This is a genomic window from Clostridium sp. MD294 (genome assembly GCF_000364165.2).
Lineage (GTDB): Bacteria > Bacillota > Clostridia > Lachnospirales > Anaerotignaceae > Coprocola.
In genome coordinates, this window is record NZ_CP097810.1 from 2,870,978 (window position 1) to 2,894,039 (window position 23,062).

Consider the following 23,062-nt stretch of genomic DNA (forward strand, 5'->3'; position numbering starts at 1 on the left):
TTTTTTAAATTGTTCTGACTTTATCATCTGTTTCATTTCGAAAAAGCAGTGCAACTGTTTCAACATGAATACTATGAGGAAACATATCAACAGGTTGTACTAATTTTACACAATAATTTTGTTGTACTAATATTTTAATATCTCTTGCCATTGTTGCAGGATCACAAGAAACATAAACTATTTTTTTAGGATTAATCTTTAATATTGTATTTAGAACTCTTTCATCACAGCCTTTTCTGGGAGGGTCTAACACTACTACATCTGCTGGTACAGGTAGTACATTTTCTGCTGCTCCCTGCACAAATTCCACATTTTCAATATGATTTCTTTTGGCATTTCTTTTGGCATCTTCTACTGCCTCTGCTACAATTTCACAGCCTACTACATATTTTGCTTTTTTTGCAAAAAATAAAGACATTGTACCAATACCACAATACAAATCTAAAACAGTTTCATATCCATTCAATTGAGCAAATTCTAATGCCTTTTGATAAAGTTTTTTTGTTTGCACAGGATTTACTTGAAAAAATGACAATGGAGAAATTTCAAATTCTAATTCTCCAATCGTATCTACAATAAACTCTTTTCCCCATATTACATGATTTTGATTTCCCAATATCACATTTGTTTTTTCTCTATTAATATTTAATACAATACTTGTCATACCTTCTATACATTGTAATTGTTGTATCAATATTTCTTTATGAGGTAATTCTCTACCATTTATCACTATACAAACCATAATCTGACCTGTATAAAATCCTATTTTTACCAATATATGGCGTACAAGCCCTTTATGAATTTTTTCATCATAAATACCAATATGATATTGTTGCAAAAATTGTCTTACTATTTCAATAATTTTATCGCTTATTTCATGTTGTAAAAAACATTTTTGTGTATCAATAATTCTATGACTTCTTTTTCCATAAAATCCTATTTCTAAGTTTTCGTTATGCTTTGCTACAGGAAATTGCACTTTATTTCGGTATCTCCAGCAATATTCCATTCCCAATGCAGGCAAAACTTCTACAGTATTTAACTGTGCTATTTTTTTTAATGCCATTTCTACTTTTTTTGTTTTATATTCTAACTGTCCCTCATAGCTCAAATGTTGCAACTGACACCCTCCACATTTTGAAGCAACATCACACAAATGCGAAACACGTTGAAAAGAAGGCTTTAATATTTTTATTAATTTACCATAAGCAAAATTCTTTTTTACTTTTACAATTAAAACCTCAATTTCTTCTTGAGGTAATGCTCCCTCTACAAATATAGCAAAACCCTCTATTTTTCCTATACCTTCTCCTTCGCTTCCTAAATCATCTATTATCATAGTATAACATTTATTTTTTTCTACAGGTACATTTTCCAGTACTGTTTTTTTACTCATTCCGCTTTCTTCACCTTTCTTTGTTTTGGTACTTGCCAATAAGGGCAAACTGTACCCTTACAAACACAATATCTACAACTTGCAACACTACAATTTGCTTTTCCTTCTCCTGTATGAAGCATTTTTCTCATATTTGCCAATGTTCTGCGTACTTCTCTTCTAATTGCTATAGTATTTTTAATATCAAACATATAATCTTTATATACCAATCTACCATATTTAGGACGTACACCGTATACATCTTCTATCAACAAAAAATAAGTAGCAAGCTGCATTCTATCTCCTGGATGAGGAAAATTATCCTCTTTAATACTTCCGCTTTTAATTTCTACAGGTATTATTGCATTACCTAATCTTTTTTGAAAAATATAATCAGGTTTTCCTTGTATATCATATTTTTTAGAATATAGCAACTTTCCAAAGTCCTTTTCTCTTTTATTTCCTTTTTGGTCAGCATATATCAATTTATAGCCTAAAAATCCTTGTCTTTTTTTTCTTTTTCTCAATATCCAACACTGTTCTTTCAGCCAAAGAAAAAAAAGTAATACAAAAGGTACATAGGAAAAAATCCAATCCATATCTTTTAAAAGAAGCATAATCACCCCGTCCTTATTTTATTAATAAAATGAATACACAAACAATTAAAATAATGATGATTGCTGTAAAACAAAAAAGAAATATTTTCTGTTTTCTTCTAAAATTTTGATATTCTTTGGCATGATAAGCACGCCCTCTTGCAAAATGGGCATCTCTTGTTTTTGCCGCTGTCGTTTTTGATTTCGTTTTCTGTGACTGAACAAGTTTTACTTCTGCCTTTTTTGTTTTTGACATCTGAAATAATTTGCTTCTTCCATAATAACGTTCAAAATACCACTGATAAGGACAATAGGTATATCGATTAACCTCTGAGGCAGATATTGTTGTTCTATCCCATTTTAATTTCATTGCGATATTCCTTCCTTGTTAATATTCGGATTTTCTGATATTTCTTTGAAGCATTTTGTGATAACCTGCCCAATTTCCTTGATTACTGTTATTGTCTATCATTTCCTCAAATACTTTCGTTTTAGCATCTAAATTATCTGCACAATGCAGTATAAAAGCCTCTATTGTTTTAGGCAATTTAGGAGAACCATATTCATATTCTCCATGATGAGAAATCATACAATGTTTTAACAAACTTTCTAATGTTTTAGGAAAACCTTCTATATCAGAAGCAGTATCTTTTATTAGTTCAGAACCTATCATCAAATGTCCTAATAGTTGTCCATCATCTGTATAGTCATTTTCTGGAAATTCTGAAAGTTCTATCAGTTTTCCTACATCATGTAGCATAGCCGAAGCAATTAAAATATCTCTATTCACATATTTATAACGTGGTGCTGCAAAGTCACATATTTCTGTTACAGAAAGTGTATGCTCTAACAAACCGCCCATATAGCTATGATGTACGCTTTTGGCAGCAGAATGTGTTTTAAACTGTTTGCTCACAATAGGGTGTTTATAAAAAATAGCTTCTAACAATTTTTTAATATAAGGATTTTCTATCGTTTTAATATAAGACATCAATTTTTGATACATTTCTTCAATATTTTTTTCTGTACAAGGAATATAATCTGCTGGGTCATATTCCCCCTCCATACTACGTCGTATTCTTTTTACATTTAATTGAATATCATTTTGATAAGTCACTACTGTTGCATCTATTTTAATATATTCATTTTCTTCAAATGTTTTAATGTCATTTGTCATATCCCAAACTTTTGCATCTACCATTCCTGTTTTATCTTGCAATTTTAAAGATAAATAGGTTTTTCCTGCTCTGGATTTTAAAGATTGTCTACTTTTGCAAAGGTAATGCCCTATAACAGACTCTCCTTCTTTTAATTCATTTATATATCTCATTATTTTGTTTTCCTCCTAAAATATATACTATACTATTATTTATATCATTATTACAACTATTTCTAAAAAAACATACATTCTTTCTTATTATACTCTATTTTATGACACATTGCAAAAATAAAATACGCCTTTTTAGTAGTATATTCCAAAAATATTAAAAATATTTAATATTTTCCAAAATATTGAAATTTATATTTTTACAAAACAAAAAACCGCCAATATATGACGGTTTCAGTCTGTCAAAAAACCTTATTCTGCCGTAAAAAGCAAGGGGTATGGGGAGTGCAACTCCCCATTTTAATCCGCAAGGCGAGCTTTGCCCGCCTGAGGAAAACAGCGAGTTTCAAGGCTTTTAAGCCTATGGAACAAGCTGTTTATACTTCTATTATTTAAACAAGTCGAAAACCTGTTTTCGACTTAGCGTGTCGACTTTATCGACACGCTAAAACCGCCAATATATGACGGTTTTTTATTTATCTTGTATAAGTAGAATTTGCAAATCTTGTATGTTGTCCTAGCCAAGTTAATTCTACTGTACCTGTAGGGCCATTTCTTTGTTTTGCAATAATTAATTCTGCTTGATTTTTTTTTTCAGTTTCAGGAAAATAATACTCATCTCTATACAAAAATGCTACAATATCAGCATCTTGTTCTATTGCACCAGACTCTCTTAAATCTGAAAGCATTGGTCTATGGTCAGCTCTTTGTTCACAAGCACGACTTAACTGGCTTAATGCTATTACAGGAGCGTCCATTTCTCTCGCAATCGCCTTCAAAGAACGAGAAATTTCTGAAATTTCTTGTTGTCTAGAGTCATTTCTGCCATTGCCGCTCATAAGCTGTAAATAGTCAATTACAATTAGTCCTAAGCCCTTTTCTAATTTCAACCTTCTACATTTAGAACGAATATCTATAGGAGAAATACCTGGTGTATCATCTATATAAATAGGTGCTTCAGAAAGAGGCCCCATAGCTTCAATTAATACTATCCAATCTTTTTCTTCTAATTCTCCTGTTCTCATTTTTTGAGCATCTAGCATTGCCTCAGAACAAAGCATTCTATTTACTAACTGTTCTTTTGACATTTCCAATGAAAAAATAGCAGTAGGTACATTTCCCCTAATTGCTACATTTTGAACAATATTCAGTGCAAATGCTGTTTTACCCATAGAAGGCCTTGCTGCAAGCAATATTAAATCCGATTTTTGTAGTCCTGCTGTTTTGGCATCAAAATCTGTAAAACCTGTTGCAATGCCTGTTACTTTTCCTTTATTGCGATATACTTCTTCTATTTTTTCAAAAGCATTTACTGTAATATCTCTAATGCTTACAAATTCCTCTGTACGGCGGTTTTGTATAATATCGAATATTCCTTTTTCCGCCTTTTCCATAATAAAACTAACATTTTCTTTTGCTTCATAGCTAATTTGAGAAACTTCTCCTGCTGTTTTAATCAGTCGACGTAAAAGTGCTTTTTCTTCTACAATATGAGCATAATGCTTTACATTAACAGAATTACCTACTGCCGTAGAAATAGATACAATAAAGGGTAATCCTCCAATTTGTTCAAATACTTGTTTTTCTTCTAATTTATTTTTTATAGTTACTACATCTACAGGAATACCTGATGAAAACAATGCTTCTGCTGCTTCAAACACCATTTTATTATCTGGGCGATAAAAGTCATCTGCTCTCAATATTTCCAATGCTGCCGCTACCGCCTCTCTATCCAAAAACATACAGCTTAATACTGCCTGTTCTGCGGTATCATCATGAGGTGGCACATTTTGAAAATTTACAGCAGTTTGTTGCTTTTCCTCCACCTCTATTCCTCCTTTATTATGCTTCTACAATTTTAATTGTAATCTCTGCTGATACTTTTGGATGCAATTTAATCACAGCAGTTCTTTCTCCTACCATTTTAATAGGATCACCTATAGATACTTTCTTTTTATCAATTTGCATACCTGTTTGTTTTACAATTTCTTCTGCAACTTCTTTATTTGTAACAGAACCAAACAATTTACCATTTTCTCCTGTTTTTACTTTTACAGTAACTGTTTTATTTTCTAATTCTTTTGCCATATTTTGTGCTTGTTCCAATTCTTCTTTTTTTCTTTTTGCTTCTGATTTTTGTTTTAATTCAAAATCATTCAAATTTGATTTTGTTGCTTCAACAGCAAGTTTTTTAGGAAACAAAAAGTTTTTTGCATAGCCATCGCTTGCATTTACTAATTCTCCTTTTTTACCAACACTTTTTACATCTTCTAACAATATTACTTTCATAATTAAGTATCCTCCTTTAAATAACTTTCAATAGCTTCTTTTAATTTCTGTTCTGCTTGCTCTATAGTACAATGAGAAAGCTGTGCTCCTGATATTGTCATATGGCCACCACCGCCTAGTTTTTCCATAATCATTTGTACATTGATTTCTCCAAAACTTCTAGCACTGATATACACCACTTCTTCTAAAAAGCAACATACAAATGATGCTTTTACTCCAACAATATTCAACAAATCGTCTGCTGCCATAGCTGCCGTCAATACAGAATTTTCTACATTAGAAGGGCAGACAGAAAAAGCCATATCTTTATAAATCATTTTTGCATCTTTTACAGCAGATGCTTTTGCTTGATAAGATGCCATATCATTTTGAAAAAGCAATCTAACACGAGTACTATCCGCACCATGTCTTCTTAAAAATGCTGCTGCTTCAAATGTAATTGCACCTGTTTTCGCACAAAAATTTTTAGTATCTACTGTAATGCCCGCTAATAAAGCATCTGCCTGTAATGGCTTCAATTTTATTTTCTCTCCAAAGTATTGTATCATTTCTGTTATCAATTCACAAGTAGAAGAGGCATATGGTTCATGATAAATTAATACTGCATTATCTATAAAATCTGTACTCTTTCTATGATGGTCAAACACTACAATTTTTTTAGAAATGTCCAACAACTGAGGACAAATTGTCATAATTGGTCTATGTGTATCTACTACTACTACAAGTGATTGTTCATTTGCTTTTTCTATTGCTTGTTGTTGTGTAATAAATACAGTTTTATATTCTTCTGTTTCTTCTAAACGCTCATATAGTCTTTTTATGCCTTCTGAAACCTCATCAAGTACTATATAACAAGGCTTTTCTATTGTTTGTGCTATAGTATAAATGCCCATACAGGCCCCTATAGAGTCTAAATCTGCCTTTTTATGTCCCATTACAAATACATCATTTGTTTCACCTATCATTTCCCAAAGTGCATCTGCTTTTACTCTTGCTCTAATACGAGCATTATGGCTGATTTCTCCGCTCTTTCCACCATAAAATAAATATTTTTCTCCTTCTTTTATGAGTACTTGGTCGCCCCCTCTACCTAATGCCAATGCAACTGCTGCTTTTGCACTTTTCATTGCTATTTCTAAATTTTTGCCATCTACTCCTATCCCCATACTAATCGTAACAGGAATATGTTCTCCTACTGTAATTTCTCTAATTTGGTTTAATAATTCAAATTTTTTTTCTTTTAATATTTCTAATTGTTTTTGTGAAAAAACAAAAATATATCTATCTTTTTCAAACTTTTTAATAATACCTTCTACACTAGATGCAAAACTATTCAGTTTTCTATCTATCAATGCTGTTAATATAGGCAATTTACTTTCATCAAGTGTTTCTATAACTTCCTCATAATTATCCAAAAAAAGAAGTGATACTACTGTTTTTTGTTCTTCTAATGTTGTTTCCAAATTTTGATATTGTGTTGTTTCTACAAAACAAAGTAATGCTGTATTGATAGTATCATTTTCTGCTTGTTCATTTATTTCACAAAAACTAGTGTAAATATCAAATGTTCTTCCCTTAAAACAAACAGATTGCTTTTGTTCTTTTATATCATAATAAGGAAACAATTTTCGAAATATTTTTTGATTTCCTTTTAAAGCTTTTCCTCCAAATATTTGTTCAAACATAGTATTATAAAAAAGTAATTTTTTTTGTGTATCTATTACAGCGTATGGTAAAGGAAGCTGACTCGGCAATTCTAAATTTACATCATTTTTTTGTATAGCAATTTGTTCTACTTTTCTACTTTTTTTATTATACAAATATCCTGCTAATATCATTATAATACAATGTATTATTACAATAAAAAAAAGTATATCTATATCATATTTTATTTTTGCTGAATGCACAAACACAGCAATTAACAAGCATAGCAAAGAAAAAACAACTTGCCATTTTTTATAGTTACTATTTTGTTTCAAAATCAAACTCCCCCTATAGCAGAATATTATTTTCTGTTGTCTAAATGGTGCAGTATTCCCAAAAGAGATGCCTTCCATTCTTCACTATTTTCTTCTTTCAATAGTCCCACTTTTATTCTGCTAATTGCTTTTTGGTCCAATGTTTTAGAAGAAACCCCCAATTTATCGGATAGCAAATATAATATAACTTCTATGTTTGCCAATATTTCTGCCCTTTCTGCCGTTGTAATATCATTGTTTTGCATAGACAAAAATAATTGTGAAACAAAGCTTAATAATTGACATTGTAAAGTATCTATCATTTTAATATTTTTTGCAATTTCCATTTTTTAAACCCTCCTCTCTATTTTAACACCATATAAGAGCCTAAAAATTTGAAATATGTTGTTTTTCTTGCAATCATTTTTAATGCTGCATCTAAATCTTCCTGCACTTCTGTTTCTAAATCTACAAAAAAAATATAAGTACCTAGCTGATGTTTCATAGGACGAGACTCTATTTTTGTCATGTTAATATCCCATATAGATATAATATCTAATATACGATATAAATCACCTGGTTTATGTCCTGTTGTAAACACAATAGAGGTTTTTTTACCTTTTGCTTGTTGTTTTGGCTTTTGCTTGGACACTACAACAAATCTTGTTTTATTTTGGTCATCGTCTTGCACTCCTTCATAAAGTGCTTTTAATTGATATACTTTTGCTGACTGCTTTGGAGAAAGGCTTGCAATACACTCTTTACTTTCTGCTACCATTTTAGCAGCTTCTGCTGTAGAGTTTGTTGCCTGTAATAAAACATCTGGAAAATATTTTCTCAAAAAACCAGTACACTGGCTCAACGCTTGAGGATGAGAAAGTATTTTTGTAATTTTTTCTCCATTATATTCTTTTTTTACTAAAAAATCTTCCCAAACAGGTATGATTATTTCTCCTTTTATATAAAGTTCTGGTGTAAATATCAATAAATCTATTGTGCTAGTAACAGTACCTTCAATAGAATTTTCTAAAGGTACAACACATTCTTCAATTTCGTTTTTGATAACGCCTTCTAATGCAGCATAAATATTATTATATTGTAACAGTGTAGTTTTATCTGTTACTGTCTTTTGATATAAAAGCACTGCTTGCTGACTGAATGTACCATCTGGTCCTAAATAGCCTATTTTCATGTTGTTTCACCTCACTTTTGTGTTATGTTTGCATTATATTGTATTTTACCATATTCCGTATGTTATCTCAAGTATGAAAAGAAAGCCTTCTTTACAGTATAATTATAGTAATATTATAAAACAAATTGAACAATATCAGCGACTATGTTATAATTATTTTTATCAATATAATAAATAAAAAGAATTTTAAGGAAGTATATAATATGATTACCTATGATGTATTTAAAGAATTATTTTATATGTTTAGTGATGAACCAGAATTTGAAGTATATTTCAAAAACAATAGTATTATGTATAGGATTACAAAATATAAAGACTATGTTACATTTCAAAAAAGTGGTAGTGGAGAAATGAGATATAAAAATTTAGATGAACTATACCATTCAGAATTAATAGATGGTATATGCCTTAAAACAGACTGGGAAAATATAGAAGACATTATTTTATGGCCAATGTTTGATTTTTCATGTCCTTCAGATATTGAAAAAATTAGAAAAATATATGAAATGTATGGGAGTGTCTAAAATATCTAGTGACAACCGAAGTGAAGCTAAAAACATAGAGAAACTTTTTATAAGTGAAAAACTCTCCTTATTTAACGTTTATCTACTCCCATATGTTTTATTAATTTGTATATTATTATAGATGATAAAAATTAAAATTATCTCTAAATAGTACTGTTATATTTTTTATCATCTGCATTTTAATGCTTTTTGATAAATAGCAATCATTTAATGCTTTTTGAATGTCTACTAGCCATTTTTGCACTATAGTGTGTACTGGAATAATATCAAAATATTCTATAGTTTCTATTGCACCAGTCTTTTTACACATTTTTCTATATGCAGAATATGCCTTATTTACATCTACTAAATATTGTTTTATTGAATTTATTTCATTATCACACAACATTTTAAACTGAGCCTGAACATAGCAATTCATAACTGTCATATATTTATCAGAATTTATTTTTTTATGGCATTTCTCAAAATAATCCATTACATAGTTATCAATGTCTTTTTTTATTAATTCAAATAAATCATTTAATTGTTCTGCTTTACTTTCAATATTATGCCAACCAGTAGCAGTATTATAAGTATTTTTTGCTGTTATAAGTGTTGCTATGTCTGTATCATAGCCTACAGTAAAATGAGGTATTGCTCTATAATTTTTGTTATAACAACTTGAAACTTCTGTAATGATAACAGATAGTATCCCATCAAAAAATTCTTTTTGAATAATAATATAATCATAAATTTCACATTCATTCTCACGACGAAAAGCATAAAAATTGCTGTGATTTCCTACAAACAAAAAATCTGCAAAGTATTTTGACATATAACTTATCAAATTCTTTTTTATGGGAATACATTTTTTATTTGACATATTTTACTCCTTTTCTATGATATATCAGTAAAAATAATATACTCTCACCTATATCATAAAAAAGGTGAGAGTTTTTATATTCAAAAAATTTACTATTTCAATATTGTATGAAGCACTTTGAGCAAAGGCATATCATTCACTGCTTTTACAAAAACAATTCCTCTTTTTTTACAAAATTCTTTTATTTCCACTTCATAACTTTCTACTGCTTTTTGATAATCTTTCAACATTTGCTCTGTCAATTCCAAATCTCTCGCCTCAGAAGTTTCTTTATCTACCAATCTTATACTACCCCTTTGTTCAGGAAAAATATCCTCTCTAGAAAGCACCCATACAAGCACTACTTCCTGTTTTTGATATTGTAGCAGTTTTATAGCTTCTTTCCAATTATCTTCTGTCAAAAGGTCAGAAAATACAAATGAAACACCTCTGCCCAAATGCAGAGCTGCACATTCTTTTATTGTTTTGGTAAAAGAAGTTTGTCCATTTTGTTGTATTTGATTTAAAAACTGAATTACTTCTGCAAAACGATGGTAAGATTGTGTATTCAATTTTTTTTGTTGTAAACCATCTCCCCAACAATACAAATTGACTTTATCCATATTTTTTAGTGCAACATATGCTATAGAAGCCATTAAAGCCTTGCTGTACAATGCTTTTTTACTTTCTGACATAGAGTTACTACTGTCTAAAAATAAATTGATAGTAGCCTGTTTTTCCTCCAAAAACACTTTCATATATAGCTTTTCAAAACGTGCATAACTGTTCCAGTCAATTCTTCTCAAATCATCTCCCATAGCATACTCTCTATAATCCGAAAATTCAAGAGAATTACCTTGTGCTTTTGCTTTTCTAGCACCATTATAACCGTCTACACCTAATTTTTGTTTCATATTTAAACAAAGTGCTTCTAATTTTGTAAAATATTGCTTTGTAAAAACATCATTCAGATTTTCCATTTTCGCCCTCATTTAATAAAATTTCTACAATATTATCTGCTGTCATGCCCTCTGCGATGCCCTCAAAATTTAAAAATATTCTGTGTCTAAGCACAGGTTTTGCTACCTCGTTAATATCTTTATAAGCAACATGATATCTACTGTCCAAAAGGGCGTATATTCTCGCTGTGGTAATAATCGCTTGTGCTCCACGAGGACTAGAACCATAACGCACATATTTTTTAACTTGTTCTGGTGCAAGAGCTTGTTCAGGGTGACTGTGTAATACCAAATCCATAGCATACTCTGCAACTGCTTTTGCGACAGGAACTTGCTGAGCAATTTCTCTCAATTCTAAAATTTCCTCACCACTACAAACTTTTTGTGCTTGTTTTTGTTCTGTACCAGTTGTCATTGTTACAATTTCATAGAGTTCTTCTTTATTTGGAAAGTCCACATTTAATTGAAACAAAAATCTATCCATTTGTGCTTCTGGTAAAGCATATGTTCCTTCCATTTCGAGAGGATTTTGTGTAGCAAGTACAAAAAAAGGTTTTGGCAAAATATAAGTAGTTCTACCTGCTGTAACTGTTTTTTCCTGCATAGCTTCTAATAAAGCACTTTGTGTTTTAGGGGTAGCTCTGTTAATTTCATCTGCAAGCAATAAATTTGTAAATATCGCACCTTTTTGAAACTGTAATATATTATTTCCTTCATTATCTTTTGTTAATATACTTGTACCAGTCACATCTGCGGGCATTAAATCAGGTGTAAACTGTATTCTTGAAAATTCCAAATCAAGCACTTTTCCTATTGTTTTTACAAGTTGCGTTTTACCCAATCCAGGCAAACCTTCCAAAAGTACATTGCCACCAGCTATCATAGCAGTCAACACATTTCTTATCAAACTTTTTTGTCCCACAATCACATTACTAATTTCATTTTCTATTTTTTCAAATTTTTGTTTAAACTCTTTTATTTTTATTTCATCTGCTTCCATTATAGTCCCTCTTTTCTTTTTTATACATTATAAAATGGCTTTTTATTTCCGTCAATGTTCTGCCAAAACCGTAATCATTTTTTTATAAAATTGACAGAAATTTTTCAGAAATAAAATACTTTTCTTTTACATCATTTTGTAGTATCATAATATGATAGTTTTTTAAAATAATAGAAAGGAAAATATTTATGGATAGTATGGATAGAACAACATCAACAAATTTCACAGTATTATTTATGTTTTTAAACCTATTATTTTGGACATTTGTGTGGGAGCCAGTAGCGAATACACTTCACCTTTCTACATTATGTCAGCTAGCATTATTTCAAGTAATACTTTTTTTGCTACCCACAGTACTCTATTTATATTTTACAAAATCCTCTCCAAAACAAATACTTAGACTCAACCGCATCAGTATTAAAAACATTATACTGATTACTTTTATAGCCATCACAATACAGCCAGCTATGGCACTACTATCATTTTTATCATCATTTTTGTTTAAAAATAACGTTTCAGCAACATTAACTGCAAATAGTAATTCCAACATTATACTGCTTTTAATATCACTAGCTATAGTACCAGCCATATGTGAGGAATTTTTTTTCAGAGGGGTAGTATTTTATAATTTTCGCAATTTGCGTTTAAAAAAGGCGTGTTGTATCACAGGATTTTATTTTGCACTCATGCACATGGATTTACAGCAAATGGCATACACATTTGTCATAGGGATATTTTTTTGTTTTCTGGTATATCGTACAGATAGCATATATTCCTCTATACTAGCACATTTTGTTATAAATGGCAGTCAAACAATATACACCACAATACTAACACGTTTAAAAAAGCAGGGGACACTATCGGCGATATTGGATTTACTCACACCAAAAGGAGAGTTTCATTCCATCATAACGCTTTTTTTATTTTCTCTGCCATTTTTTATAGGATTTTTATGGATTTTCTGCAAAACAAATACTGCACCATCTGTACTAACAGAGCAAGGCTTTCCGGCGTACCGTCCTAATAGAAAATGTAAAGAAACGCCATACGATTTATTTTTCTATGCCACAATAGCGATATATGTCATTGCAGCGGTCACACCACTTTTATTTTAATAATAGAGTACTACATAATAAATTAAGAGAGAATTTTTCAAAAATGAAAAAGTTCTCTCTTTTTTTGTATATAAAAAACTCTGTTCTTAATTCAATAAGAACAGAGTTTAAAAAATGAGTAATTGCCCTCTCCCTGTTGACAATGCAGGGAGCAGCAATAGGGCAATATACCCTTTTTTTGTAGCATTTGCTTCGGGACAATGCAAATGCTTTTAGCGTTCATAGATTTATATTATAGGGCAAAATCTATTACTTTATATCAACGTTTATTTTTTATTAAGGACTTTTGTATCAATGTTTCACCGTTTGGACACGAGCCATTACAGTATGGCTTTATTATTCGTTTATTATTGTGTAAAAGCTACTGTTGTTACTGCTAAACGTGTTTCACTTTCTTGGTCACCAACTACAGTTGCTATATAAAATGTGCCTGCTTGATTTGCTGTTGGTACTGTCAATGTTAATGTTCCACTTGCTACTTCTGCTGTTGCACCACTTACTTCACTTCCAGCTGTAGCTGCATCATATACTTTGTATGTTGCACCATCTACTGCTCCTGTTACTGTGTATGTTGCTTCTGTATCACTAGCACTTGTAAATGTAAAGCTTGCATTTTCTGTTTCAAGTACTGCTGGTTTCTGTGTTTCAAAAGCTACTGTTGTTACTGCTAAACGTGTTTCACTTTCTTGGTCACCAACTACAGTTGCTATATAAAATGTGCCTGCTTGATTTGCTGTTGGTACTGTCAATGTTAATGTTCCACTTGCTACTTCTGCTGTTGCACCACTTACTTCACTTCCAGCTGTAGCTGCATCATATACTTTGTATGTTGCACCATCTACTGCTCCTGTTACTGTGTATGTTGCTTCTGTATCACTAGCACTTGTAAATGTAAAGCTTGCATTTTCTGTTTCAAGTACTGCTGGTTTCTGTGTTCCAAAAGCTACTGTTGTTACTGCTAAACGTGTTTCACTTTCTTGGTCACCAACTACAGTTGCTATATAAAATGTGCCTGCTTGATTTGCTGTTGGTACTGTCAATGTTAATGTTCCACTTGCTACTTCTGCTGTTGCACCACTTACTTCACTTCCAGCTGTAGCTGCATCATATACTTTATATGTTGCACCATCCACTGCTCCTGTTACTGTGTATGTTGCTTCTGTATCACTAGCACTTGTAAATGTAAAGCTTGCATTTTCTGTTTCAAGTACTGCTGGTTTCTGTGTTCCAAAAGCTACTGTTGTTACTGCTAAACGTGTTTCACTTTCTTGGTCACCAACTACAGTTGCTATATAAAATGTGCCTGCTTGATTTGCTGTTGGTACTGTCAATGTTAATGTTCCACTTGCTACTTCTGCTGTTGCACCACTTACTTCACTTCCAGCTGTAGCTGCATCATATACTTTATATGTTGCACCATCTACTGCTCCTGTTACTGTGTATGTTGCTTCTGTATCACTAGCACTTGTAAATGTAAAGCTTGTATTTGTTGCTTGAAGTGCTGCTGGTTTTGCTGCTGTTACAGTAATTGTTACTGCATTACTTTCTTTAGCAGAACCACCATTTGCTGCTGTAGCTTTTACTGTAATTGCAGTATCTTTTGCTACTGTGTTAGCTACAGTCAATAAACCTTCTTCTGAAATTTCAACGCCAGCAATAGGATTACCTTGAGCATCTTTTGCTGTCCATGTTACAGTTTTATCTGTAGGTTCTGCTGGTGTTAATGTTGCTGTAAATTGTAATTCTTTTCCTGCTTCTATTGTTCCTGCATTGGCATTTACTCCAGGTGCTGAAATCTCAACACTCTGTACTTCTATTACAGCTGCTACTGGAACTGTTGCTTCTGACGCAACTGCTGCTCCATCTGTAACTGTTTCTCCACCTTTTTTCAAGTTGAATGTACCATTTACTGTTGCATCGCCACCTGCTGCTAAACCTTCTGCTGGGAAGTTTGTTGCTGTAAATACTACTTCCCAACCAGTTTTATCTGTTACTGCGTCATTAACTGCTGCAAGTGCTGCTGTTTCAATAGCTTCCACTACTTTAGCTTCATCTTTTGCATCAGCTGCTGAAATTTCTTCTGTTGTTACTGTTGCAAGTGCTCCTTTTGCTGCTGTAATATCTTCTGTACTTGCTGCTGCTGTTACAGTTACTTCTGCACTACCAAATTTTGTATCATCTACTGTTGATGTAGCTGTTACTGTTACTTTAGCAACTGTTGAGTCTTGTGCTACTGTTAATGTAGGAGTTGTTGTTGTATCAAATTTGTATGTAGTATTACCTTCGTCTACTGTTGCACCTTGTGCGTCTACTGCTACTGCTGTCCAATTTACTGTATCTGCTGCACCACCTGTTACTACTACCTCTGCATCAAATGTTACTGCAGTTGTTCCATTTGCTAAAATGCTGTTTGAAGATGCTGTTACTGTTACAGATGTAACGCCATCTACTTCTCCACTACCTTCTCCAACTGCTACTTTTGCACTACCAGATTTTGTTTTATCTACTGTAGATGTAGCTGTTGCTGTAAATTCATCACCTGCTACTGCACCTTCTGGTATTGTTAATGTTAATGTACCTGCTGTTTCATCAACTGTATAATTTTCAGCATCTACTGCTGCACCAGCTTTATCTGTTACAGCCCATGTTACTGTTGTAGCTGTGCCTTCTGTAGCAACTACTTTTGCTGTAAATGTAATTTTATCACCTGCTACTGCACCTGTTTCTTTGCTAGCTGTTACTGTTACACTTGTTACGCTTGCTTCTGTGCCTGGTTCATCTGGTGTTACAGGTGTATCAGGTTCAACTGGTTTATCAGATACATCAGGGATATTATCACCAGAATTAGAAGTATCTATAGTACTCTTGTCTGTAGCTTCAATTTTATTTACAGTACCTTCACCTGTAACTTCTGAGCCTTTAGCTGTAGATGTAGATGTAATTGTATCCACTTTAGCATCTGCAGCAACATCTACTTTAGCTGTAGCTGTGTCAGAAAGTTCTACTTTTCCTACTGTAGCACTATCTTTTACAGCAACGTCAGCACTTGCACTATCGCTTACTTTTACATTGTCCACTGTAGCGTTTCCGTTTACAGCAACACTTGCTTCTACACTACCATTTACTTCTACATTTTCTAAGCTTGCACCATTTCTTACAGCGATGTCTGTGCTACCTTCGCCATTCAATACGATGTTTTTTGCATCGCCTGTTACATTCACTTTGTTAACGCCTTCTGCATTTTCTGCAACTTCAAGGCTTGCCTCTTTACCTAATTCCACTGTGCCTACACTTGCACCTTCTGCTACTTCCAATGGAGCAGTTGCTTCAGCACTGTCTATAGTAAAGTTTTTGATTGCAGTTGCAAATTTCGCTACAACAGTTGCAGCTAATTTTCTTGGAGTGCTTGTTGTGATTACTACTTGAGAACTTGGGACATTGTTTTCTACTACTGTAATAATACCACTTACACTTGTTTTTCCTTCAAAGAAAATGTTGATTTTTGCAGTATATGCTGCAGCTACTGCCACATCACTATCAGCATAAGCACTTGCTACTACTGCATCGCTTTGTACTTTAATATCAACATCACCTTTAAATCTAATGTCATTTAATTTCAAGCCGTTGTCTGGATAAATTGTTGTAGTACCTGTCAATGTTTTACCTTCGTAGTCATCTGCATCAGATTGAGAACGAATAGTTACATTGTGTGTTTTTTTGTCTTTGTCGCTAGAGCTGGAAGAGCTAGAACCTTTGCTGCTTCCGCCGCCGCCACCGCCGCTAGTCCATACCATGTTACCAGCGTCAGCTGTTCTGTTGTCTTCTGTGCTAGTGTTATCTCTATCAGTTGTGTCAATTTCACCTGATGGTGTAGTTGTTGTGCTGCCGCCACCTAATACTCTATCTAATGTAGAAACAGCTTCTGCTCTTGTCATGCCTTTGCTACCACCAAAGCTACCATCAGGGTAACCGCTTAAGTAACCTGCTGCAACTGCTGCTCCTACTGCACCTTTTGCCCATGCTGGAATTTGTGCTGCATCTGTAAAGTTATTTGCTGCTGCTTCATTTGATGTTAAACCTTTTGCATTGCAAATAAATACTGCTGCTTGCATTCTTGTTACTGTTTCGCCTGGTCTGAATGTACCATCTTCGAAACCACTTGCTACTCTACCACCTACTGCTTTTGCTACATCAGCATAGAACCAATCACTTTCTTTTACATCGCTAAAGTTAATAGATGCACTAGAAGTAAATGCTGTTGGTGCTGCACTATTTAACAATCTTACAAACTCTGCTCTTGTAATTGCTCTGTCTGGTTTGAATGTGCCGTCTTCATAACCGCCAATTCTACCCTCATTTTGCCATTTTGTAATTGTAAACTCTGCCCAGTGGCCAAAAATGTCATTAGATGCTCCAAATACAGGAGCTACACTGCTTACTGTCATAGCTGTTGACAGCAAAAATGCTACTGCTTGATACTTCTTCATTTCTAAAATTCCTCCTTACAATATGTAAAATTAATTTCGGAACGAGGCTCTCTCATTTTTTTCAGAAGCTCCACCTTCCCATTTGTTGCCTAAAAATCTATAATATTAATTTGTCCCAAAAGGTATACCTTTTTAAAAAGTTTGCCGCATTTCCAAAAAGATACATTTGTTATAGATTTTTATGCCTTTACTATAACACAATTTGTTCGAATTGTCCAAGAAAATTTTTAAAAATATACTAAAAGTGAAAAAAATCTATTTCTTCAAAAAGCATACTTTTTGACAAATTTGCTGCTTCTAGATATACGAATTTACCTATTTTTTAATGCTTTTTTCTATTCTATTTTTCAAAAATTTAAATTATTTTATCACTTTTTTTCAAAAAATCGTTTATTTTAACTATTATTTTTCTTAAGTTAATATAGTCAATGTTATACTTCATTGTAAATTCAACATTCTTAGAAAAGTTACTCTTTTTACCATCCAAAAAAATTTTGTTTAAATTGCACAAAAATTTTTGCCATATTTTACAAAAAAAAGATAGCTTACAATTAAGAATACAAATTTTATCCAAAAATGAAAGCTATTGAAAATTTAATATATACTTATGAAATAATTATACAAATTTACATAAAAATAGTATTAATTAGGGAATATAAAAATTAGAAAAAATCCTGTTATATAAAGGTAAAAATAGATTTTAGTAAAATTAAAGAAAAAAGTAAAATTTTGAATTAAAAAATGATATGAAAAAATATAGAAATTTTGGTAAATTACATGGCATAAATTGTCAAAAAGTATGCTTTTTGAGAAATTTGCCGTGTTTCCAAAAAGATACATTTGTTATAAATTTTTATTCCTTTACTATAACACAATTTATTTAAAATGTCCAAGAAAATTTTTAAAAATTTGCAAAAAGTGAAAAAAACTTATTTTTCCAAAAAGCATACCTTTTGGGACAATAAAATTATTAAGGAGGAGTTTAAGAAATGAAAAAGTATCAAGCAGTAGCATTTTTATTGTCAACAGCAATGACAGTAAGCAGTGTAGCTCCTGTATTTGGAGCATCTAATGACATTTTTGGCCACTGGGCAGAATTTACAATTACAAAATGGCAAAATGAAGGTAGAATTGGCGGTTATGAAGACGGCACATTCAAACCAGACAGAGCAATTACAAGAGCAGAATTTGTAAGATTGTTAAATAGTGCAGCACCAACAGCATTTACTTCTAGTGCATCTATTAACTTTAGCGATGTAAAAGAAAGTGACTGGTTCTATGCTGATGTAGCAAAAGCAGTAGGTGGTAGAGTAGCAAGTGGTTTCGAAGATGGTACATTCAGACCAGGCGAAACAGTAACAAGAATGCAAGCAGCAGTATTTATTTGCAATGCAAAAGGTTTAACACCAAATGAAGCAGCAGCAAATAACTTTACAGATGCAGCTTCTATACCAGCATGGGCAAAAGGTGCAGTAGGAGCAGCAGTTGCAGCAGGTTACTTAAGCGGTTACCCTGATGGTAGCTTTGGTGGTAGCAAAGGCATGACAAGAGCAGAAGCTGTTTCTACATTAGATAGAGTATTAGGTGGTGGCAGCACAACAACTACACCATCAGGTGAAATTGACACAACTGATAGAGATAACACTAGCACAGAAGATAACAGAACAGCTGACGCTGGTAACATGGTATGGGCTAGCGGCGGTGGCGGCGGCGGAAGCAGCAAAGGTTCTAGCTCTTCTAGCTCTAGCGACGACAAAAAAACACATAATATAACTATTCGTTCTCAAAAAGAAGCAAATGACTACAGCGGCAAAACATTGACAGGTACTACAGCAATTTATGTTGATGGTAGTGGTATTGATTTGCAAGATATTAAATTCAAAGGCGATGTTGATATTTATGCAGATGATACAGCAACAGCAGCAGCTTACATAGGAGAAGATACTGCAGTAGCAGCAGCAAGTAGTACAGTTGATATTTATTTTGAGGGTAAAACAAGTGTAAGCGGACAAATCACAGTAATTAGAAACAACGTAGCAGGTGCAGACAAAGTGGTTATCAGAACACGTACACCAAGAGCATTGAGTGCATCTGTATTAGCAAAAGTAGCAACAAAAATTGTTGGTTTTGAACTGAATAAAGTAGAAGCACAAGCACCTGTTGAAATTGCAGAAGGAGCAAAAGTAAATACAGTAGAAGCTGGAGATAATGCTGTTGTAGAAGTAGCAGCAGATGCTTCTGTTGATAAAGTAGATGTAACAGGTGACGCAAAAGACATCGTATTGAATGGCGAAGGTAGTACAGACATCGCTGTAAGAAATGGTGCAAGCTTAGAAAATGTAGAAGTAAATGGTAGTGTAGAAGCAAATATTGTTGTAAACGGAAATGCTACAGTGGACAATGTAAAAGTAAGCGATAGTGCAAGTGCTGACGTTGCTGTAAAAGATAGTGCTGCAGTAGGAAAAGTAGAACTCAGTGATACAGCAACAGCAAAAGTTGATGTTGCACCAGATGCAAAAGTAGATACTATTACATCTTCTTCTACAGCAAAAGGTTCAGAAGTTACAGGTGAAGGTACTGTAAATAAAATTGAGGCTACAGTACCTGGTACAATAGACACATCTAATGCTGGAGAAAATGTACCTGATGTAGAACAGAAAGAAGAAGAACCATCTACACCAGCAACAGTAACAATTACAGCAGCAGATGTAAAAGGAATAACATTAGATACACCAGTAGCAGGTGGAGATGCTAAATTAAAAGGAGTACCTACAGGTGTAAAACAGTCAGGAACAACATGGACAGCTGCAAGCACAGCAGCAACAGTAGCTGAAGGTGATGATACAACACCACCATCAACTGAAGGTGGTGACGGAAATGAAGGCACAACACCACCAACCGAAGATGGCAACGGAAATGAAGACACAACACCTACAACAAAACAATACACAGCTGCAATTACATTAACACCAGAAACAGGTTATGTTTTTGATGAAACAATCACAGCAACAGACTTTGCTGGTTTAGTAGATGCTATAGAGGGTAACATATCCATAAGTGCTACAGAAATTAAATTTACTGTAAAAGCAGATATAGCAGGTAGTGGCACTACAGACCCAGAACCAACACCAGAACAACCAACTATTACAATCGAAAAACTTACTGATTTTGATTTAAACAGTTGGGCTGCAGAAAATAATACTGTAACAGTCAATGCAACAACAACTAATATTGATAATGGTGGAGAAGTTACTTGGAGTGTAACAGGTGGTGCTGAAGGTACTAAATTTGCAACAGAAAAAAGCACAGTTACAAGTAATGCTACTTCTAATACATTAACAATAGCTGAAGGGGAAACACCAAAAACATTAACTATAGAAGCTTCTTATGATGGTAAAAAATTAGAAGAAACAACACTTGTTTTGAAAAAAGAATTTAAAGGTGCTACAGCTGCAGCTGAGCAAGTTGAAATAAGTGGAGCAGTTGGTCAAAGCCTTCCTGCTGACCAAAAAATTACTGTTACATTAGCAAAACCTACTGACGCAGGAGCAGATGCAGCAGAACCTAAATTTAAAGCAGTTGATGCAACTGAAGCTACAAGTTGGATTGCAGGATTGCCAGACGGTATTACTGCTACTGCAGCAGCTATTGCAGAAAATACTAATTCAGTTAAATTTACATTAGCAGGAACACCAACTACTAAAACCGGTAATGTAGCAATTACAATACCTGCAAAATGGATTGTTGGTCAAGAAGATACATCAGAAACAATTACAGCAGATACATCAAAGGTAACATTTAATATTGATGATGGTGAAATAGCAGCAACTGAAATAACTGCATTACCTGGAACAGCTGATATGAAAGCTGGAGCAACATTTGCAGACTTAGAAGCAAAAATAACAGCTAAAACTGGTGATGATGTACATTATACAAAAGGTGATATAACATGGTGGTATAAAGATACTGGTGTTAGTGGTGATTATGTAGAAGTTACTGGAAAAACTGCATTAGAAGGCGGAAAAAGCTATCAAGCAAAAATTGAATTAAATGCAGATACAGATTGGGCATTTGGTTATAACGCACAAACAGTTACACTTCCAGACGGCACAACAGAACCATGTCAAGTATCTTCTGATAAAAAGACATTGTTCGTTGTAGTTGACTTAGGTGCTGTAGAAGTTGGTAATCCAGGAGATACTGAAACACCAATCACAGGAGAAAAGAATGACTTGTTTACCGTAAATATTGCTACTGCTCCAGCAAATGATGGAGAGGTAACTGGTATTGCAGCAGCTGATGGTAAAGGCTTTACACTAACTACTTCTGGTAGTGCAAAATGGTCTACAAAATCTGGTACTGATGCTGGTGTTGTTGAAGCAACTATCTCTTGTACAGCTGATGATACTCATAAGTTTGAAGCTAATGCTGACTTAGGAAGCTATAATGTTACAATTAATGGACAAACGGTAGGTACAATAACAGCAACGGTTGCATCTGTAAGTGAAAAAGTCGCAACAGTTAAATTAACATACACACCCGATAGTGGAAATGAAGACGCTGATAAAATATCAGCTGTAGAAATCACAGAACCAACAGTAGCCCAAACTGTAAACTTAAATGATACAACAACAGATGCAAATAAAATTACATTTAAGGCTAAATTGAAAAAAGGAAATACAGATGTTACAGAAGCAGGTGAAACAATAAAATGGAGTGTAGCAAAAGCAGATAGTGATAGCGGAGATATAAAAACTACTGCATTTGCAAATGCAAATACAACTACAGCTGACGGCGGAATTGCTACTGCAGAATTAACTATTGATGTAGATACAACAGCAAAAGGATTAGTTGTAACAGCTTCTTATGAAGGTCAAGATGCAGTAACAGATGGTGCAACTCCAGCAACAACAAACATCACTATTATAACAAAAGCTACAGATATAGAAAAAAATACAATAGCTGGTTTTTTCACAAGTGGCAATCAAGTTGAAATTAAACTTACAGATGTAGATACTAACACTGATGCAGATGGTCTTAAACAATTACTTCAAGATGCAATTACCGAAAAATTAGAAGCTTTAGATGAGGCTTGGGCAGTAAAAGAAATTACAATTACAAACCCTGATAGTATTGCACTTACAGCAGGAGAAGAAACTAAAGTAACTATTACAGTTACATTTACAAAAGGTGGAGTAGAAATAACTGATGCCGCTGTTTCAGATAAAGAAGTTAGTGTAACAGCAAAAAGTGCTTAATAAAAGCAAAAAAATTGCATAACTCAAAAACAATATAATTAGTAGTAAAGTAGTGTTCTAAAAATATAATATACAATTATCCTAATAAAAAATAAACGTTGATAGAAGTAATAGCTTTGCCCTATGATATAAAACGAATTA

Annotated in this window: 16 protein-coding genes; 3 read left to right on the forward strand and 13 right to left on the reverse strand. The window is 33.1% G+C overall.

The window, feature by feature from the left end:
• Positions 1-4: 4 nt before the first annotated feature.
• The 9 genes from rlmD to pheA form a co-directional block, all read right to left on the reverse strand.
• On the reverse strand, positions 5-1,396 hold the full coding sequence (gene rlmD, locus C820_RS14265) for a 23S rRNA (uracil(1939)-C(5))-methyltransferase RlmD (RefSeq protein WP_004036535.1): 1,392 nt from the start codon (positions 1,394-1,396) through the stop codon (positions 5-7).
• Positions 1,393-1,992: a CRISPR-associated protein Cas4 gene (locus tag C820_RS14270; RefSeq protein WP_004036533.1), complete on the reverse strand. Its 600-nt coding sequence runs from the start codon at positions 1,990-1,992 to the stop codon at positions 1,393-1,395. The genes rlmD and C820_RS14270 overlap by 4 nt, the downstream gene beginning before the upstream one ends.
• Before the next feature lie 13 nt (positions 1,993-2,005).
• On the reverse strand, positions 2,006-2,341 hold the full coding sequence (locus tag C820_RS14275) for a hypothetical protein (protein ID WP_004036531.1): 336 nt from the start codon (positions 2,339-2,341) through the stop codon (positions 2,006-2,008).
• Between the two features lie 18 nt (positions 2,342-2,359).
• Positions 2,360-3,301 (reverse strand): 3'-5' exoribonuclease YhaM family protein, encoded by a 942-nt coding sequence (locus C820_RS14280; protein ID WP_004036530.1) that lies wholly within the window; start codon positions 3,299-3,301, stop codon positions 2,360-2,362.
• Between the two features lie 473 nt (positions 3,302-3,774).
• Entirely contained in the window at positions 3,775-5,124 is a 1,350-nt protein-coding gene (dnaB, locus tag C820_RS14285; protein WP_004036528.1) for a replicative DNA helicase, read from the reverse strand.
• A gap of 16 nt (positions 5,125-5,140) precedes the next feature.
• Positions 5,141-5,587: a 50S ribosomal protein L9 gene (gene rplI, locus C820_RS14290; protein WP_004036527.1), complete on the reverse strand. Its 447-nt coding sequence runs from the start codon at positions 5,585-5,587 to the stop codon at positions 5,141-5,143.
• Positions 5,588-5,589: 2 nt separating this feature from the next.
• The gene (locus C820_RS14295) at positions 5,590-7,566 is read right to left on the reverse strand and encodes a DHH family phosphoesterase (RefSeq protein WP_004036525.1); all 1,977 of its coding nucleotides are present in this window, start codon (positions 7,564-7,566) and stop codon (positions 5,590-5,592) included.
• A gap of 26 nt (positions 7,567-7,592) precedes the next feature.
• Positions 7,593-7,892 (reverse strand): MazG-like family protein, encoded by a 300-nt coding sequence (locus tag C820_RS14300; RefSeq protein ID WP_004036523.1) that lies wholly within the window; start codon positions 7,890-7,892, stop codon positions 7,593-7,595.
• Between the two features lie 17 nt (positions 7,893-7,909).
• On the reverse strand, positions 7,910-8,737 hold the full coding sequence (gene pheA / locus C820_RS14305) for a prephenate dehydratase (protein WP_004036520.1): 828 nt from the start codon (positions 8,735-8,737) through the stop codon (positions 7,910-7,912).
• Between the two features lie 203 nt (positions 8,738-8,940).
• Here pheA and C820_RS14310 point away from each other — a divergent pair, with 203 nt between their 5' ends.
• On the forward strand, positions 8,941-9,261 hold the full coding sequence (locus tag C820_RS14310; RefSeq protein ID WP_004036519.1) for a hypothetical protein: 321 nt from the start codon (positions 8,941-8,943) through the stop codon (positions 9,259-9,261).
• A gap of 115 nt (positions 9,262-9,376) precedes the next feature.
• Here the strand turns inward: C820_RS14310 and C820_RS14315 are convergent, their stop codons facing one another.
• The 3 genes from C820_RS14315 to C820_RS14325 form a co-directional block, all read right to left on the reverse strand.
• Entirely contained in the window at positions 9,377-10,123 is a 747-nt protein-coding gene (locus C820_RS14315; RefSeq protein ID WP_004036517.1) for a hypothetical protein, read from the reverse strand.
• A 92-nt stretch (positions 10,124-10,215) separates the two neighbouring features.
• The gene (locus C820_RS14320; protein WP_004036515.1) at positions 10,216-11,082 is read right to left on the reverse strand and encodes a DUF58 domain-containing protein; all 867 of its coding nucleotides are present in this window, start codon (positions 11,080-11,082) and stop codon (positions 10,216-10,218) included.
• Positions 11,066-12,061 carry an AAA family ATPase gene (locus C820_RS14325; RefSeq protein WP_004036514.1) on the reverse strand — a complete coding sequence of 332 codons (996 nt, stop codon included), beginning with the start codon at positions 12,059-12,061 and terminating at the stop codon, positions 11,066-11,068. The genes C820_RS14320 and C820_RS14325 overlap by 17 nt, the downstream gene beginning before the upstream one ends.
• Before the next feature lie 188 nt (positions 12,062-12,249).
• On the opposite strand from C820_RS14325, the gene C820_RS14330 reads away from it, so the two are divergent.
• Positions 12,250-13,176 (forward strand): type II CAAX endopeptidase family protein, encoded by a 927-nt coding sequence (locus tag C820_RS14330; RefSeq protein WP_004036508.1) that lies wholly within the window; start codon positions 12,250-12,252, stop codon positions 13,174-13,176.
• A gap of 347 nt (positions 13,177-13,523) precedes the next feature.
• Here C820_RS14330 and C820_RS14335 read toward each other — a convergent pair whose 3' ends face one another.
• On the reverse strand, positions 13,524-17,663 hold the full coding sequence (locus C820_RS14335; protein WP_251855603.1) for an S-layer homology domain-containing protein: 4,140 nt from the start codon (positions 17,661-17,663) through the stop codon (positions 13,524-13,526).
• Between the two features lie 989 nt (positions 17,664-18,652).
• Between C820_RS14335 and C820_RS14340 the strand changes: the two genes are divergently transcribed.
• Positions 18,653-22,921 carry an S-layer homology domain-containing protein gene (locus C820_RS14340; protein WP_162213066.1) on the forward strand — a complete coding sequence of 1,423 codons (4,269 nt, stop codon included), beginning with the start codon at positions 18,653-18,655 and terminating at the stop codon, positions 22,919-22,921.
• The last annotated feature ends 141 nt before the right edge of the window (positions 22,922-23,062 follow it).

What these genes read in the sequence shown, in the direction of transcription:
- rlmD (WP_004036535.1), bottom strand. Translation starts at nt 1,396, where the DNA reads ATGAGTAAAAAAACAGTACTGGAAAATGTACCTGTAGAAAAAAATAAA.
- C820_RS14270 (WP_004036533.1), bottom strand. Translation starts at nt 1,992, where the DNA reads ATGCTTCTTTTAAAAGATATGGATTGGATTTTTTCCTATGTACCTTTT.
- C820_RS14275 (WP_004036531.1), bottom strand. Translation starts at nt 2,341, where the DNA reads ATGAAATTAAAATGGGATAGAACAACAATATCTGCCTCAGAGGTTAAT.
- C820_RS14280 (WP_004036530.1), bottom strand. Translation starts at nt 3,301, where the DNA reads ATGAGATATATAAATGAATTAAAAGAAGGAGAGTCTGTTATAGGGCAT.
- rplI (WP_004036527.1), bottom strand. Translation starts at nt 5,587, where the DNA reads ATGAAAGTAATATTGTTAGAAGATGTAAAAAGTGTTGGTAAAAAAGGA.
- C820_RS14300 (WP_004036523.1), bottom strand. Translation starts at nt 7,892, where the DNA reads ATGGAAATTGCAAAAAATATTAAAATGATAGATACTTTACAATGTCAA.
- pheA (WP_004036520.1), bottom strand. Translation starts at nt 8,737, where the DNA reads ATGAAAATAGGCTATTTAGGACCAGATGGTACATTCAGTCAGCAAGCA.
- C820_RS14310 (WP_004036519.1), top strand. Translation starts at nt 8,941, where the DNA reads ATGATTACCTATGATGTATTTAAAGAATTATTTTATATGTTTAGTGAT.
- C820_RS14315 (WP_004036517.1), bottom strand. Translation starts at nt 10,123, where the DNA reads ATGTCAAATAAAAAATGTATTCCCATAAAAAAGAATTTGATAAGTTAT.
- C820_RS14320 (WP_004036515.1), bottom strand. Translation starts at nt 11,082, where the DNA reads ATGGAAAATCTGAATGATGTTTTTACAAAGCAATATTTTACAAAATTA.
- C820_RS14325 (WP_004036514.1), bottom strand. Translation starts at nt 12,061, where the DNA reads ATGGAAGCAGATGAAATAAAAATAAAAGAGTTTAAACAAAAATTTGAA.
- C820_RS14330 (WP_004036508.1), top strand. Translation starts at nt 12,250, where the DNA reads ATGGATAGTATGGATAGAACAACATCAACAAATTTCACAGTATTATTT.
- C820_RS14335 (WP_251855603.1), bottom strand. Translation starts at nt 17,663, where the DNA reads ATGAAGAAGTATCAAGCAGTAGCATTTTTGCTGTCAACAGCTATGACA.
- C820_RS14340 (WP_162213066.1), top strand. Translation starts at nt 18,653, where the DNA reads ATGAAAAAGTATCAAGCAGTAGCATTTTTATTGTCAACAGCAATGACA.